The sequence below is a fragment of the Pseudomonas sp. B21_DOA genome (assembly GCA_030544685.1).
Taxonomy (GTDB): Bacteria; Pseudomonadota; Gammaproteobacteria; order Pseudomonadales; family Pseudomonadaceae; genus Aquipseudomonas; species Aquipseudomonas fluorescens_AO.
The window spans coordinates 2,121,084-2,136,380 of the sequence record CP086683.1; the positions used below are offsets into that span (position 1 = coordinate 2,121,084).

General features: G+C 60.7%; 14 protein-coding genes and 4 pseudogenes. 10 read left to right on the top strand and 8 right to left on the bottom strand.

Going from position 1 to position 15,297, the window contains the following annotated elements:
- Positions 1–14 precede the first annotated feature (14 nt).
- From LJU32_09625 to LJU32_09645, 5 genes and pseudogenes are all read right to left on the bottom strand, one after another.
- Complete coding sequence (locus LJU32_09625) at positions 15–1,037, bottom strand: SIS domain-containing protein (protein ID WKV90400.1); 1,023 nt, start codon at positions 1,035–1,037, stop codon at positions 15–17.
- A pseudogene (gene nagA, locus LJU32_09630) lies at positions 1,018–2,123 on the bottom strand (N-acetylglucosamine-6-phosphate deacetylase). Before nagA ends, LJU32_09625 begins: the two are co-directional and overlap by 20 nt.
- A gap of 24 nt (positions 2,124–2,147) precedes the next feature.
- A pseudogene (locus tag LJU32_09635) lies at positions 2,148–2,878 on the bottom strand (GntR family transcriptional regulator).
- 279 nt (positions 2,879–3,157) lie between these two features.
- A complete protein-coding gene (locus tag LJU32_09640; GenBank protein WKV90401.1) occupies positions 3,158–3,673 on the bottom strand; it encodes a L,D-transpeptidase family protein in 516 nt (171 codons plus the stop codon).
- Positions 3,674–3,749: 76 nt separating this feature from the next.
- The gene (locus tag LJU32_09645) at positions 3,750–4,301 is read right to left on the bottom strand and encodes an NUDIX hydrolase (GenBank protein WKV90402.1); all 552 of its coding nucleotides are present in this window, start codon (positions 4,299–4,301) and stop codon (positions 3,750–3,752) included.
- Between the two features lie 147 nt (positions 4,302–4,448).
- On the opposite strand from LJU32_09645, the pseudogene LJU32_09650 reads away from it, so the two are divergent.
- The 5 genes and pseudogenes from LJU32_09650 (at position 4,449) to purT (ending at position 7,727) form a co-directional block, all read left to right on the top strand.
- Positions 4,449–5,047, top strand: a pseudogene (locus tag LJU32_09650) (CoA pyrophosphatase).
- A gap of 39 nt (positions 5,048–5,086) precedes the next feature.
- Positions 5,087–5,611, top strand: coding sequence for a gamma carbonic anhydrase family protein (locus LJU32_09655; GenBank protein WKV90403.1), 525 nt, complete (start codon positions 5,087–5,089; stop codon positions 5,609–5,611).
- Positions 5,608–5,823, top strand: coding sequence for a DUF1289 domain-containing protein (locus LJU32_09660; protein WKV90404.1), 216 nt, complete (start codon positions 5,608–5,610; stop codon positions 5,821–5,823). Before LJU32_09655 ends, LJU32_09660 begins: the two co-directional genes overlap by 4 nt.
- A 154-nt stretch (positions 5,824–5,977) precedes the next feature.
- Positions 5,978–6,445, top strand: a complete 468-nt coding sequence (locus tag LJU32_09665; GenBank protein WKV90405.1) for a VUT family protein — start codon at positions 5,978–5,980, stop codon at positions 6,443–6,445.
- A 100-nt stretch (positions 6,446–6,545) separates the two neighbouring features.
- Positions 6,546–7,727 carry a formate-dependent phosphoribosylglycinamide formyltransferase gene (gene purT, locus LJU32_09670; GenBank protein ID WKV90406.1) on the top strand — a complete coding sequence of 394 codons (1,182 nt, stop codon included), beginning with the start codon at positions 6,546–6,548 and terminating at the stop codon, positions 7,725–7,727.
- A 98-nt stretch (positions 7,728–7,825) separates the two neighbouring features.
- Here purT and LJU32_09675 read toward each other — a convergent pair whose 3' ends face one another.
- The 3 genes from LJU32_09675 to ccsA all read right to left on the bottom strand — a co-directional run bounded on the left by LJU32_09675 (position 7,826) and on the right by ccsA (position 11,489).
- On the bottom strand, positions 7,826–9,142 hold the full coding sequence (locus LJU32_09675; GenBank protein ID WKV90407.1) for an MHS family MFS transporter: 1,317 nt from the start codon (positions 9,140–9,142) through the stop codon (positions 7,826–7,828).
- Between the two features lie 280 nt (positions 9,143–9,422).
- Positions 9,423–10,664 carry a CNNM domain-containing protein gene (locus tag LJU32_09680; GenBank protein ID WKV90408.1) on the bottom strand — a complete coding sequence of 414 codons (1,242 nt, stop codon included), beginning with the start codon at positions 10,662–10,664 and terminating at the stop codon, positions 9,423–9,425.
- Positions 10,665–10,676: 12 nt separating this feature from the next.
- Positions 10,677–11,489, bottom strand: a complete 813-nt coding sequence (ccsA, locus tag LJU32_09685; protein WKV90409.1) for a cytochrome c biogenesis protein CcsA — start codon at positions 11,487–11,489, stop codon at positions 10,677–10,679.
- A gap of 210 nt (positions 11,490–11,699) precedes the next feature.
- Between ccsA and ffh the strand changes: the two genes are divergently transcribed.
- The 5 genes and pseudogenes from ffh (at position 11,700) to rplS (ending at position 15,281) form a co-directional block, all read left to right on the top strand.
- Complete coding sequence (gene ffh / locus LJU32_09690; protein ID WKV90410.1) at positions 11,700–13,076, top strand: signal recognition particle protein; 1,377 nt, start codon at positions 11,700–11,702, stop codon at positions 13,074–13,076.
- A 261-nt stretch (positions 13,077–13,337) separates the two neighbouring features.
- A complete protein-coding gene (gene rpsP / locus LJU32_09695) occupies positions 13,338–13,589 on the top strand; it encodes a 30S ribosomal protein S16 (GenBank protein ID WKV90411.1) in 252 nt (83 codons plus the stop codon).
- 5 nt (positions 13,590–13,594) lie between these two features.
- Positions 13,595–14,131 carry a ribosome maturation factor RimM gene (gene rimM, locus LJU32_09700; GenBank protein WKV90412.1) on the top strand — a complete coding sequence of 179 codons (537 nt, stop codon included), beginning with the start codon at positions 13,595–13,597 and terminating at the stop codon, positions 14,129–14,131.
- A gap of 44 nt (positions 14,132–14,175) precedes the next feature.
- Positions 14,176–14,885, top strand: a pseudogene (trmD, locus tag LJU32_09705) (tRNA (guanosine(37)-N1)-methyltransferase TrmD).
- Between the two features lie 45 nt (positions 14,886–14,930).
- Positions 14,931–15,281: a 50S ribosomal protein L19 gene (rplS, locus tag LJU32_09710; protein ID WKV90413.1), complete on the top strand. Its 351-nt coding sequence runs from the start codon at positions 14,931–14,933 to the stop codon at positions 15,279–15,281.
- The last annotated feature ends 16 nt before the right edge of the window (positions 15,282–15,297 follow it).

The window sequence follows — 15,297 nt, forward strand, 5'->3', positions numbered from 1 at the left end:
GCAGTCAGTCGGACTTAATGCGTGCGGGTCACTTTGCTCAGATGGCGCGGCTGATCCGGGTCCATGCCTCGCGCCACGGCCAGGCCTGCGGCCATCACGTAGAAACTCTGGATCGCCAGAATCGGATCGAGGGCCGGGTGTTCGGCACGGCTCAGGGTCAGATCGCGTTCGCTGACGTCATCTGGCGCGGCGAGCAAGACCCGGGCGCCGCGCTGGCGCATTTCCGCCGCCAGACTCAGCAGGCCGGCCTGCTCGGCGCCGCGTGGGGCGAAAATCAGCAGCGGATAGTGTTCGTCGATCAGTGCCATCGGGCCGTGACGGACTTCGGCGCTGCTGAACGCTTCGGCCTGAATCGCCGAGGTTTCCTTGAACTTCAGCGCCGCTTCCTGAGCAATGGCGAAACCGGCGCCACGGCCGATCACCATCAGGCGCTCGCAATCACGCAGGGCTTCGATGGCCACGCTCCAGTCCTGTTTCGCTGCTTCACGCAGGCCCTCTGGCAGGGCGTTGTGGGCTTGCAGCAGTTCGCTGTCCTCTTTCCAGTGCGCGATCAAACGCGCGCTGGCGCTGAGGGTGGCGATAAAACTCTTGGTCGCGGCGACGCTGCTTTCCGTGCCGGCGAGCAGTGGCAGGCTGAATTCACAGGCCGCCTCCAGTGGCGAATCGGCGGCATTGACCATCGACACGCTCAGCGCGCCACGCTTGCGCAACAGGCGCAGGCTGTTGACCAGATCCGGGCTCTGCCCCGACTGTGAAAACGCAAAGGCAACCTGACCGCTGACTTTCAGTGGCGCCTGCTGCATGGTCACCACCGACATCGGCAATGAGGCCACCGGCACGCCCAGTTGCTGCATGGTCAGGTAGGCGAAGTAACTCGCCGCGTGGTCGGAGCTGCCACGGGCGACGGTCATCGCCACTTGCGGTGGCTGGCGGCGCAGGCGCCCGGCGATCTCGATCATCGGCGCGTCGAGTTGTTGCAGTTGGGCTTGCACGGCCTCGAACGAGGACAGCGCCTCTTCAAGCATTTTTGAAGTCAATGTCTTCTCCTTCGACCATGACGGCGGTCAGTGTGAGTGAGCGATCGAGCCGCACGCAGTCGGCCCAGGCGCCGGGGGCAAGGCGCCCGCGTTCGGTAATGCCCAGGTAGTCGGCGGGAAATTGCGACAGACGCTGCGAGGCTTCGGCGATCGGCAAACCGATCTTCACCAGATTGCGCAGGGCCTGATCCATGGTCAGGGTGCTGCCGGCCAGCGTGCCGTCGGGCAGACGCACGCCCCCAGACATTTGGTCACGGTGTGGCTGCCGAGCTTGTATTCACCGTCGGGCATGCCTGCGGCGGCGGTCGAATCGGTGACGCAGTACAAGCACGGGATCGAACGCAGGGCCACGCGAATCGCGCCGGGATGCACGTGCAGCAGATCGGGAATCAGCTCGGCGTATTTGGCGTGGGCCAGCGCCGCGCCGACGATGCCTGGCTCGCGGTGATGCAGTGGGCTCATGGCGTTATAGAGATGAGTGAAACTGCTGGCGCCGGCATCCAGCGCCGCGACGCCTTCCTCGTAACTGCCAAGGGTGTGGCCGATCTGCATGCGGATGCCACGGCTGCTCAGCTCGCGAATCAACCCATCGTGACCGGCGATTTCCGGGGCAATGGTGATGACGCGGATCGGCGCCAGCGCAAGATATTCTTCGACTTCGGCCATCAATGCGGTGTGGGCGAAGTTCGGTTGAGCGCCGAGTTTTCCCGGGTTGATGTAAGGGCCCTCAAGGTGCACGCCGAGAACACGCGCGGCGCCTTTCGGACGCTGTTCGCAGAATTCTCCTACCTCTTTCAGGACATTTGCGATCTCCGCGCTCGGCGCAGTCATGGTCGTGGCCAACAGCGAGGTGGTGCCGAAACGCACATGGGTTTTGCTGATGGTTTCGAAGGCCTCGGCGCCTTCCATAATGTCTTTGCCGCCGCCGCCGTGCACATGCAGGTCAATGAAACCCGGCAGCAGATAGGGTAGATCGTTAGCCGCCGGATCGCAGGGCACGCCCTCGATCGACACGACCTTGCCGTGTTCGTGAATCAGCCGGCCGCGAACCCAGCCGCTGGCGGTGAGGATGTTGTCTTCGGACATTTTCGTTCTCGCTTGGGGCCGCTCTCAGCGGCGCAGCTCTGCCACAAAGTCGTAGTAGTCGTTGCGGCAATAGGTGTCGGTGACTTCGATCGGCGTGTTGTCTTCCAGATAGCCGACCCGGGTCATCAGCAGCATGGCGGTGCCGGGGGCGATGCCGACCAGTGCGGCGAATTCATCCGAGGCGTTGATTGCCTGGATGTGCTGCAGGGCGCGGACGATCGGTTTGCCGATGCCGTCGAGGTATTCGTAAAGCGAATCGCCCACCGCTTGCGGCCTGGGCATGATCGACGCGGGCAGGGTGCTCATCTCGATCGCCATAACCGTGTCATCGGCTTTGCGCAGGCGCTTCATGCGCGCCACCTTGTCGTTGGGCGACAGGCCGAGGCGGATCAGTTCTTCGTGAGTCGGCAGGGTGATTTCACGCTCCAGCCATTTCGAGCTCGGCACAAAACCTTTCAGGCGCAGCATTTCGCTGAAACCGGAAAGACGCGACAGCGGTTGTTCCAGGCGGGGGTGATGAACGTGCCCGAGCCTTGCAGGCGGCGGATCAGGCCTTGCTCCAGCAGGACTTCCAGCGCCTTGCGTGCGGTGACCCGGGAGATGCCGAGCTGGTCGCTGAGGTTGCGCTCGGACGGCATCGCCTGTTCGGCCTTCCACTGCCCGGCATGAATCGCCGCTTCCAGATTGCGCGCCAGTTGCAAGTACAGCGGCGTCGGCTGGGAATCGTCGGGACGTAGGGTCTGGAGGTCGTTCATGTAGGTCGTTTCCGTCGCGAGTATTGGATTGTTGTGGCTCGCTTGTGCGACGGAAATTAATACCACTTGAATACCATGTCAACGCATGCAAACGGCATGTAACCCGCGAGTATCGGGGGTCTAGGGAGCGGTGGTCTTAAGTGGTATTAGCGATGGTCGTTGAAAAGCAAAAATCGCAGCCTGCGGCAGCTCCTACAGTGGGAAGTGGTATCACCCCGTAGGAGCTGCCGCAGGCTGCGATCTTTGATTTATTTTTTGCGGGTGACCAGTGGTCAGGGATTAAGGACGAATCTCGATCATTGTGCCGTCCGGCACCAGGTTCCACACTTCACGCATGTCGACGTTGCGCATGGCGATGCAGCCATCGGTCCAGTCGAGGGTGTGGAACAACTGCTCCGGGTTGTCTGCCGAGTCCGGGGTACCGTGGATCATGATCATACCGCCCGGCTCGACACCTTCACGGCGAGCGCGGGCGGCATCACTGATGTTCGGGTAGGAGATGTGCATCGACAGGTTGAATTTGTCGCTGGTCTTGCGCCAGTCGATCCAATAGAAACCTTCGGGTGTGCGTTTGTCGCCCTCGATCAGTTTCGGGCCTTTCTTCGCGCCCTTGCCCAAGGAAATGCGATAGGTCTTCAGCGGCTTGCCGTCGGCAATCAGCTGCAGTTGATGGGCTGATTTGAGTACCAGGACTTTTTCGATCAGTGGAGTGTTCGAGGGCGTCACGGTGGTCACGAATGACGCTTGCGAAACGCTGACGAACGACAGGCACAACAGGGCAAGCAACCAACGCATTGAAACGATTCCCCAAGAATGACGCAGACACAGAGTGATAGATGCAGGTGTGGTTATCGGCAGGGTGCCGCGAAGCTCAAGTGATCGCCGGCTGCACCAATGGCGGAATCGACTCCGAACGCACCGGGTAAACCTCGCTGCGCCGGTCGGCGAAGAAGCATTCCAGAGTACGCCCGACCGTGCGGAAAGCCAGCTCGTCCCAGGGAATGTCGGCTTCTTCGAACAGCTGCACCTCAAGGCTTTCCGGCCCGGCCGCGTACTGCAGATCGGCCAGTTCGGCGCGGAAGAACACATGCACCTGGCTGATGTGCGGCACGTCGATCAGCGTGTAGATGCTCAGGTTGCGCACCCGCGCGCAGGCTTCTTCGGCCGTTTCGCGGATGGCGGCCTGTTCGATGGTCTCGCCGTTTTCCATGAAACCGGCGGGCAGCGTCCAGTAACCGAGGCGCGGCTCGATGGCGCGGCGGCAGAGCAGCACTTTCGTCCCCCAGGTCGGCACGCAACCGGCGACGATATTGGGATTTTGATAGTGAATGGTCTGACAGCGGTCGCAGACGAATCGCAGCCGCGAGTCGCCTTCGGGAATGCGCTGGGTGACCGGGTTACCGCAGTGGCTGCAAAAATTCATGCTCGGGTTCCTGAATGCTGCGCCTATCTTGGCGTGCAGCGGGGCCGGTCGGCAAGTTGCCGTTTCGCGACACGACGGGTTTCGGGGGCTTGGGCGCTCGCTTTGATTGGTGCATGATGCGGAGCAAGGCACCGATCGAGAACACTCATGCTGGACGAGCTACTGCATAGGGTAAGCAATCACACACCGCGCACGCTGGAGACCGACGCACGTTTCCCCGAAGCCGCCGTGCTGGTGCCGATCACCCGCAGTGACGAACCGGAACTGGTCCTGACCCTGCGCGCCAGCGGGCTTTCGACCCATGGCGGCGAAGTTGCCTTCCCCGGAGGGCGCCGCGACCCGGAAGATCCGGACCTCATATTCACCGCGCTGCGCGAAGCCGAGGAAGAGATCGGCCTGCCACCGGGCCTGGTTGAAGTCATCGGCCCGCTGAGTCCGCTGATCTCCTGCACGGCATCAAGGTAACGCCGTATGTCGGAGTGATTCCCGACTTTGTCGAATACCAGCCCAATGATGCCGAGATCGCCGCCGTTTTCAGCGTGCCGCTGGAATTCTTCCGCAAAGATCCCCGCGAGCATACCCACCGCATCGACTATCAGGGCCGCAGTTGGTACGTGCCGAGCTATCGCTTCGGCGAGTACAAGATCTGGGGCCTGACGGCGATCATGATCGTCGAGTTGATCAACCTGCTCTATGACGCCAGAATCAGCCTGCACCGACCGCCGAAAAGCTTTATCGATACCTGAGCCGTCGTTCGAACGGCCGTGAGCCCCGAGGAAAACAAAATGAAATACCGCCTGGGCGACGCCCGCGTCGAAACCCATCCACAGAGCTGGGTCGCGCCCAATGCCGTGCTGGTGGGCAAGGTTCGCCTGGAAGAGGGCGCCAACGTCTGGTTCAACGCCGTATTGCGCGGCGACAACGAACTGATCCTCATCGGCAAGAACAGCAACGTGCAGGACGGTACGGTGATGCACACCGACATGGGTTATCCACTGACCATCGGTACCGGCGTGACCATCGGCCACAACGCGATGCTCCACGGCTGCACGGTCGGCGATTACAGCCTGATCGGCATCAACGCGGTGATTCTCAACGGCGCGAAGATCGGCAAGAACTGCATCATCGGCGCCAATTCGCTGATCGGCGAAGGCAAGGAAATTCCCGACGGTTCGCTGGTGATGGGCTCGCCGGGCAAAGTCGTACGTGAACTGACGGAGGCGCAAAAGAAGATGCTCGAAGCCAGCGCCGCGCACTATGTGCATAACTCGCAGCGTTACGCCCGCGATCTGGTCGAGCAGGAAGAATGACGACTGTTGAACGACCCGTCGCCTCGCCGTGCGTGAATATTTGCGCGCTGGATGAGGATGATGTCTGCACCGGGTGCCAGCGCACAGTCGCCGAGATCACCCGCTGGGGCCGCATGAACAATGACGAGCGCCGGGTGGTGCTGGGGTTGTGTCATGAACGGGCGAAGGCGAGTGGATTGGTCTGGATGATTCCCGCGAAGTCAGGCGTCTGAACCACCGCTTTCGCGAGCAGGCTCGCTCCCACCTTGAAAATGCGTTCCACTGTGGGAGCGAGCCTGCTCGCGAAGACGTCGGTCCTGTCACCGCACCTATTGGCGCAATACCAGCGCTCAAGTAACCTGTGCGCCACATTTACAGGCCGCCCCCATGATCTTCCTCATCGCCTACATCAGCAGCGTCGTGCTGATCAACTTCGCCTTTTCCACCGCACCGCACCTGGACATCATCTGGTCCGCATGGGGCGGCCTGGTGTTCGTGCTGCGCGACATGGTGCAAACGCGCTTCGGTCATGGCGCGATCGTGGCGATGCTGGCGGCACTGGTGCTTTCCTACATCACCTCTGACCCTTCCATCGCACTGGCCAGTGCCACGGCGTTCGCAGTCTCCGAATGTATCGACTGGCTGGTATTCAGCATCACCAAGCGGCCGTTGCGCGACCGTCTGTGGATCAGTTCGGCGCTGAGCATTCCGCTGGATACCTTCATCTTTTTCGGCATGATTGACGCCTTGACGCCGCCGGTGATCATCACCGCGCTGGCCTCCAAGTTCGCTGGTGTCACCGCCGTCTGGCTGATCATGGCCTGGCGTGATCGCAAACAGGCTGTCGCCAGCTGAAGCCAAACCCTCGGGTTCATGTAAAATGCCGCGCTTTCTCCCCATGGAAAGCGCACTTACGTGGCTTTCCTCGATGATCCGCTTCCTTTGAGGACCTGAGATGACCCGTATCGGAACTCCATTGTCGCCAACCGCGACCCGCGTATTGCTGTGTGGCTGTGGTGAGTTGGGCAAGGAAGTGGTAATCGAACTGCAGCGCCTGGGCGTTGAAGTGATTGCCGTCGACCGCTACGCCAACGCGCCGGCCATGCAAGTCGCCCATCGCAGCCACGTGATCAACATGCTCGACGGCGCTGCGTTGCGTGCAGTGATCGAAGCCGAGAAGCCGCACTTCATCGTGCCGGAAATCGAAGCCATCGCCACCGCCACGCTGGTCGAGCTGGAAGCCGAAGGCTTCACCGTGATCCCTACCGCGCGTGCGGCGCAGCTGACCATGAACCGCGAAGGCATCCGTCGTCTGGCTGCCGAAGAGCTGGACTTGCCGACCTCGCCGTACCACTTCGCCGACACCTTCGAGGACTACAGCAAAGCCGTTCAGGACCTGGGTTTCCCTTGCGTGGTCAAGCCGGTGATGAGTTCGTCGGGCAAGGGCCAGAGCCTGCTGCGCAGCGCCGACGACGTGCAGAAAGCCTGGGATTACGCGCAAGAGGGCGGTCGCGCCGGTAAAGGTCGGGTGATCATCGAAGGCTTCATCGACTTTGACTACGAAATCACCCTGCTGACCGTGCGCCACATTGGCGGCACCACGTTCTGCGCACCGGTCGGCCACCGTCAGGAGAAAGGCGACTATCAGGAATCCTGGCAGCCGCAGGCCATGAGCCCGATTGCCCTGGCTGAATCCGAGCGCGTTGCCAAATCAGTCACGGAAGCGCTGGGTGGCCGTGGTCTGTTCGGCGTCGAGCTGTTCATCAAGGGCGATCAGGTGTGGTTCAGCGAAGTCTCGCCACGGCCGCATGACACCGGCCTGGTCACGCTGATTTCCCAGGACCTGTCGCAGTTTGCCCTGCATGCCCGCGCCATTCTCGGCCTGCCGGTGCCGCTGATCCGTCAGTTCGGCCCATCGGCGTCGGCGGTGATTCTGGTGGAAGGGCAGTCGACCCAGACTGCATTCGCCAATCTGGGCGCTGCGTTGAGCGAGCCGGACACGGCGCTGCGCTTGTTCGGCAAGCCAGAAGTGAATGGCCAGCGCCGCATGGGCGTGGCGCTGGCGCGGGATGAATCGATCGAGGCCGCGCGTGCCAAGGCGACCCGTGCGTCGCAGGCGGTTGTTGTCGAGCTGTAAACCGAGTTGCGGCATACATTCGCGAGCAGGCTCGCTCCCACATTTGGAATGCATTTCTCTGTGGGAGCGAGCCTGCTCGCGAAACTCTTGATCTTCTGTCAGGCAACCTGATTCAGATCGTTGTTGCGCGTCTCCTTCAAGCAGAGCACCGCAATCAGACTCAACACCGCCGCCGCCGACACATACCCGCCGACGTAGCTCAACCCACCCATCGCCACCAGTTTCTGCGCAAAGAACGGCGCCGCCGAGGCTCCGACGATCCCGCCGAGGTTGTACGCCGCCGAAGCGCCGGTGTAACGCACATGGGTCGGAAACAGCTCAGGCAACAGCGCGCCCATTGGTGCGAATGTCACGCCCATCAAAAACAGCTCGATGCACAGAAACAGCGCCACGCCCCAGGTCGAGCCCTGCGTCAGCAATGGCTCCATCAGAAACCCAGACAGAATCGCCAGCACGCCACCGATGATCAGCACCGGTTTGCGCCCGTAACGGTCGCTGGCCCAGGCTGACAATGGCGTCGCTGCGGCCATGAACAACACGGCAAAGCACAGCAGGCCAAGGAAAGTCTCGCGGCTGTAACCCAGCGTCGATACGCCATAGCTCAGGGAAAACACCGTCGAGATATAGAACAGCGCATAGCAGACCACCATCGCCGCCGCACCGAGCAGGGTCGGCGCCCAGTATTGGCTGAACAACTCGACCAGCGGCACTTTGACCCGCTCCTGACGGGCGATCGAATTGGCGAACACTGGCGTTTCATGCAATTTGAGGCGCACATACAGGCCGACCATCACCAGCGCCGCGCTGAGCAGAAACGGAATGCGCCAGCCCCAGCTGCGGAACTGTTCGTCATCCAGGGTCATGGCGAGGGTCAGGAACAGCCCGTTGGCGGCAAGAAAACCAATCGATGGCCCGAGCTGCGGGAACATGCCGAACCACGCGCGTTTGCCCTTCGGCGCGTTTTCCGTGGCCAGCAGCGCCGCACCGCCCCATTCGCCGCCGAGGCCCAAGCCCTGACCGAAACGCAGTACACACAGCAGAATCGGCGCCCAGGCACCAATGCTGTCGTAGCCAGGTAATACGCCAATCAAGGTGGTGCACACGCCCATCAACAGCAGCGAGGCGACCAGCGTCGACTTTCGACCGATGCGGTCGCCGAAGTGGCCAAACAGCGCCGAGCCCAGTGGTCGGGCGAGGAAGGCAATGCCGAAAGTGAGAAACGCCGAAAGCATCTGCGCCGTGCCGGAGGTCTGCGGAAAGAACACCGGCCCGATCACCAGCGCCGCAGCAGTGGCGTAAACGTAGAAGTCGTAGAACTCGATCGCGGTCCCGATGAAGCTGGCCGTGGCCACGCGCGTGGCGGAATTGGTCGGCGGAGCAGGCGCGGTTTCGCTGTAAGCGGTATGGGTCGTCATGCGGTGATCCCTGACAGTCATGAGCTCCAGTGGAGCGAATTATTATGGTCGAACACCCAGGGATGTGGGGTAGGGCGCGAGCGCTGTTTCGAGTAGGAACAGTCGTCGGTTTTTGGCGGAAACGGTCGGGATCCAGGTAGTGCCGGGTAAGCACGGGGAGCGACGGCGCTTGGGTAAGCGCCTCGATTATAGGAAGGGGCTAACGATCAAACAAGCGCAAAAGATCGCAGGGCAGGAGCTGCCGAAGGCTCGGGCCGCGATCGGACGATCTTTTGATCTTCTATCGGGCAGACACTAAAGCAGGTACCGATGAGGTCAGCCAGATCAACACCTTGCTCACCCGGTTCTCCTCGGTCTCGAGGATTTCCAGTCGATAACGCCCGATCTTCAGGCACACCGCGCTTTCCGGAATGGTTTCCAGCGCTTCGGTGACCAGGCCGTTGAGCGTCTTCGGCCCGTCGCTTGGCAGGTGCCAGCCCAGGCACTTGTTCAGGTCGCGGATCGATGCGGCGCCATCGATCACCATACGCCCGTCGATCTGGGGATGAATGTGCGGATTGTCGAGGCTGTGCTCGCTTTCGAATTCGCCGACGATCTCTTCGAGAATGTCTTCAAGGGTGACGATGCCCAGCACTTCACCGTACTCGTCCACGACCATGCCGAGGCGGCGTTGCTGCTTGTGGAAGTTCAGCAGCTGCAGTTGCAGCGGCGTGCTTTCCGGGACGAAGTAGGGCTCGTAGCTGGCGGCCAGCAGTGCCTCGCGGGTTAATCCACCGTTGCTGAGCAAATGACCGATCTGACGGGTGTTGAGCACCGCTTCGACCTGATTGATGTCGCTGTGAAACACCGGCAGACGCGTGCGCTTGTTCTCGCGCAGTTGCTCGATGATCTCTTCGATCGAATCGTCGAGGTTAATGCCGTCGACGTCACTGCGCGGCACCAGAATGTCGTTGACCGTGATGTTGTCCAGCGCATGAATGCCCGATACCGGATGGCTGCGCACCGGATGTTCGTGATCATCATCGTGATCGGCCGGCAACTCGTCCTCGCTCTGTTGCACCACCTGCGCCTTGCGCGTAAACGGGGTCATCAACAGAGCGCTGACCCGGCTGAACAGCCATGCGAACGGATAAACGATTTTCATCGGCACGGCCAGCAGGGCATTGCCGAACGCCAGCACGGCGTCGGGATAGCGCCGGGCCACGGTGCGCGGGAAATAATCGGCGAACACCAGAAGGATGCCACCGGCGCCCAGGCAGGCCACCCAAGGGCCGTTTTCTTCGCAGAGGAAAATCGCCAGCAGCGTCGCGAGGATCACTGCGAGGGCGCGGCACAACGTATTGCAGAGGATCAGGCTGTCGAGCGGGAAGTTCAGCTTCGCCAGCGGTTTATCGCTGGCGCGCGAGGCGATACGTTGCGCGAGCAGGTGTTGCTGCGCGATTTCGACGGCGGTAAACAGCCCTGACCATAAAATCAGCAGGACAAATACCGCGAGCATCGGCCCTATGGGCAAACCGTCCATTTATGCCGCCCGTCAGATGTGCAGAATGTATTCACGAACCAGTTTGCTGCCGAAGTACGCCAGCATCAGCAGGCAGAAACCGGCGAGGGTCCAGCGAATCGCCTTGTGGCCACGCCAGCCCAGACGATTGCGACCCCACAACAGCACGCTGAAGACGATCCATGCCAGACAGGCCAGCAAGGTCTTGTGCACCAGATGCTGAGCAAACAGGTTCTCGACGAACAGCCAGCCGGAAATCAGCGACAGCGACAGCAGCGTCCAGCCGGCCCAGAGAAAGCCGAACAGCAGGCTTTCCATGGTTTGCAGGGGCGGGAAGTTCTTGATCAGCCCGGACGGGTGCTTGTGCTTGAGCTGATGGTCCTGAACCAGCAGCAGCAATGCCTGAAACACGGCGATGGTGAACATGCCGTAGGCGAGGATCGACAATAGAATGTGGGCGAGGATGCCCGGCTCTTCGTCGATGATCTGCACCGTGCCGGTCGGCGCGAACTGCGCCAGCAATACCGTGATCGCGCCCAGCGGGAACAGCAGCACCAGCAGGTTTTCCACGGGGATCCGTGAACAGGCGAGCAGGGTCAGGGCGATTACTGCGGCGGCGATCAGGCTCGAGGCGCTGAAGAAGTCCAGGCCGAGGCCGATCGGGGTCAACAGATGCGTGAGCAGGCTGGCGCCGTGGGCGAGCACGGCGAACACGCCGAGGCTGACCAGCAGGCGCCTGTTCGCCTTGGCGCCGGTGGCCAGGCGGGTGCTTTGATAGACGGTCGCAGCGGCATAGAGCAGGGCGGCGGCGAGGGTGGTCAGCAAACTGGGTGACAAGGGGAGCATAAATCCTGTTAGGCGAGCCCGAAAGGCGCTGAGTTTGGCATAGAACCGCCACGGCACGAAAGACTCCGCAAGCTGACGGCGAGGTGTCCGCCGGCCGCAGTCTTCGCTATAATCCGCGACCTGCCCACGCCGCAGGCTCGCCGAGCACATGTTGATTCCGGTCTGGGCCGCCATTATCCCGGTTCGTACAGGGCCTGAAAGGATCGCGCAATGTTTGAAAACTTAACCGACCGTCTCTCGCAGACGCTGCGCCATGTCACCGGCAAGGCGAAGCTGACCGAGGACAATATCAAAGACACCCTGCGTGAAGTGCGCATGGCGTTGCTCGAAGCTGACGTCGCACTGCCGGTGGTCAAGGACTTCGTCAATTCGGTCAAGGAGCGCGCTGTCGGCACCGAGGTGTCGCGCAGCCTGACGCCGGGCCAGGCATTCGTGAAGATCGTCCAGGCCGAACTCGAAAGCCTGATGGGCGCGGCCAACGAAGACCTCAACCTGAGTGCCGTTCCGCCAGCCGTGATTCTGATGGCCGGTCTGCAGGGCGCGGGTAAAACCACCACCGCCGGCAAACTGGCGCGCTTCCTTAAAGAGCGCAAGAAGAAGTCGGTCATGGTTGTTTCGGCGGACATCTACCGTCCGGCGGCGATCAAGCAACTGGAAACCCTGGCCAACGACATCGGCGTGACGTTCTTCCCGTCCGACCTGAGCCAGAAGCCGGTCGACATCGCCAATGCGGCTATTAAAGAAGCCAAACTGAAATTCATCGACGTGGTCATCGTCGACACCGCCGGTCGTCTGCACATCGACGAAGAGATGATGGGCGAGATCAAGGCGCTGCACGCCGCGATCAACCCGGTCGAAACCCTGTTCGTGGTTGACGCCATGACCGGTCAGGACGCCGCCAACACGGCCAAGGCCTTCGGCGATGCACTGCCGCTCACCGGTGTGATCCTGACCAAGGTAGACGGCGACGCCCGTGGCGGTGCCGCACTGTCGGTGCGCGCCATCACCGGCAAGCCGATCAAGTTCATCGGTATGGGCGAGAAGAGCGAAGCGCTCGATCCGTTCCACCCTGAGCGTATCGCCTCGCGGATCCTCGGCATGGGCGACGTGCTCAGCCTGATCGAACAGGCCGAAGCGACGCTGGACAAGGACAAGGCCGACAAACTGGCCAAGAAGCTGAAAAAGGGCAAGGGCTTCGATCTCGAAGACTTCCGCGATCAGTTGCAACAAATGAAGAGCATGGGCGGCCTCGGCGGCCTCATGGACAAACTGCCGAGCATCGGCGGCGTCAACCTGTCGCAGATGGGCAATGCCCAGAACGCCGCAGAGAAGCAGTTCAAGCAGATGGAAGCCATCATCAATTCCATGACGCCGGCCGAGCGCCGCGACCCTGAGCTGATCAGCGGTTCGCGCAAGCGCCGGATCGCCATGGGTTCCGGCACGCAGGTGCAGGACATCGGCCGCTTGATCAAGCAACACAAGCAGATGCAGAAAATGATGAAGAAATTCACCGCCAAGGGCGGTATGGCAAAAATGATGCGCGGCATGGGCGGTATGTTGCCCGGCGGCGGCATGCCGAAAATGTGAGACAGGACACCAAGACTTCGCCGGTCGTCGCACCGGCGCAGACCCTGCAAGGACGCAGGATCAACAGCAAACCCGCACTCGGCGGGAGCTGACTGGCCGTTTTTAATGACGGCTCTCTATGCAAATCTGCACGGCATGCCATGGGCGCCGGAAAAAGTCATTTGCAAAAGTCCGGATATTCCTTAGAATATGCGGCCTTTCGGGCACCCATGCCCGCTGTGCATTTAGATTTGCAGCACCGACTACAGGAACGATGTTCACATGCTAACAATCCGTCTTGCCCTTGGCGGCTCCAAAAAGCGCCCGTTTTACCACCTGACCGTAACCGACTCGCGTAACCCGCGTGACGGCTCCCACAAAGAACAGGTTGGTTTCTTCAACCCTGTTGCCCGTGGTCAGGAAATTCGTCTGTCCGTGAACCAAGAGCGCGTTGCCTACTGGCTGAGCGTTGGTGCACAACCTTCTGAGCGTGTTGCTCAGTTGTTGAAGGAATCTGCCAAGGCTGCGGCCTGAGCAATATGAACGCGACGCCAGCCCCTGCCGATGATTTGATCGTTATTGGCAAAATTTATTCTGTTCATGGCGTTCGCGGCGAAGTGAAGGTTTATTCCTTTACTGATCCGACTGAAAACCTGTTGCAGTACAAAACCTGGACGCTCAAGCGCGAAGGCAATGTCAAACAGGTCGAGCTGGTCAGTGGACGCGGGAGCGACAAGTTCCTGGTCGCCAAGCTCAAGGGTCTCGATGATCGTGAAGAAGCTCGTCTTCTGGCCGGTTATGAGATCTGCGTGCCGCGCAACCTGTTCGCTGAATTGACCGAAGGTGAGTACTACTGGTACCAGCTGGAAGGTCTGAAGGTCATCGACACCCTTGGGCAACTGCTCGGGAAAATCGATCATCTTCTGGAAACCGGCGCCAATGATGTAATGGTCGTCAAGCCTTGCGCTGGCAGCCTGGATGATCGCGAACGCCTGTTGCCCTATACGGAGCAATGCGTGTTGGCCGTCGACCTGGAAGCGGGCGAGATGAAGGTGGATTGGGACGCGGACTTCTGAACGTGGCTAACTTGCGCGTAGAAGTGATCAGTTTGTTTCCCGAGATGTTTTCCGCCATTGGCGATTACGGCATCACCAGTCGTGCGGTCAAACAGGGGCTCTTGCAGCTGACCTGTTGGAATCCGCGAGATTACACGACGGATCGGCATCACACTGTGGACGATCGCCCGTTTGGCGGTGGTCCGGGCATGGTGATGAAGATCAAGCCCCTGGAAGATGCGCTGGCTCAGGCCAAGGCAGCAGCCGGGGAGGCGGCGAAGGTGATTTACCTGTCCCCCAAGGCCGTCAACTGACTCAGTCGGCGGTACGCGAGCTGGCACAATCGGATGCATTGATCCTGATTGCCGGCCGCTACGAAGGCATTGACGAGCGCTTTATTGAGGCTCATGTCGATGAAGAGTGGTCGATTGGCGACTATGTACTGTCTGGCGGCGAGCTGCCGGCCATGGTCCTGATCGATGCGGTTACACGACTGCTGCCTGGAGCTTTAGGGCATGCGGATTCCGCTGAGGAAGATTCCTTTACGGATGGTCTGCTGGATTGCCCGCACTACACCCGACCGGAGGTGTATGCGGATCAGCGTGTTCCCGACGTGTTGCTGAGTGGCAATCACGCGCATATCCGGCGTTGGCGTTTACAGCAGTCCCTTGGTCGGACCTATGAACGACGCGCCGATCTTCTGGAAAGCCGCTCGCTTTCTGGAGAAGAGAAGAAGCTGCTCGAGGAATACATCCGCGAGCGGGACGATAGTTAACAACGTATCGATGGTAGATCGAACGATTTACCTTAGGAGCACAGCATGACCAACAAAATCATCCTTGCACTCGAAGCAGAGCAGATGACCAAAGAAATCCCTACCTTCGCCCCAGGCGACACTATTGTCGTTCAGGTGAAAGTGAAGGAAGGCGATCGTTCCCGTCTGCAAGCGTTCGAAGGCGTTGTCATCGCCAAGCGTAACCGCGGCGTGAACAGTGCGTTCACCGTTCGTAAAATCTCCAACGGTGTTGGCGTAGAACGTACTTTCCAGACCTACTCCCCGCAGATCGACAGCATGGCTGTCAAACGTCGCGGTGACGTACGTAAAGCCAAGCTGTACTACCTGCGCGACCTGTCGGGTAAAGCAGCACGCATCAAGGAAAAACTGGCTTAAGCCCAGCTTCCGATGC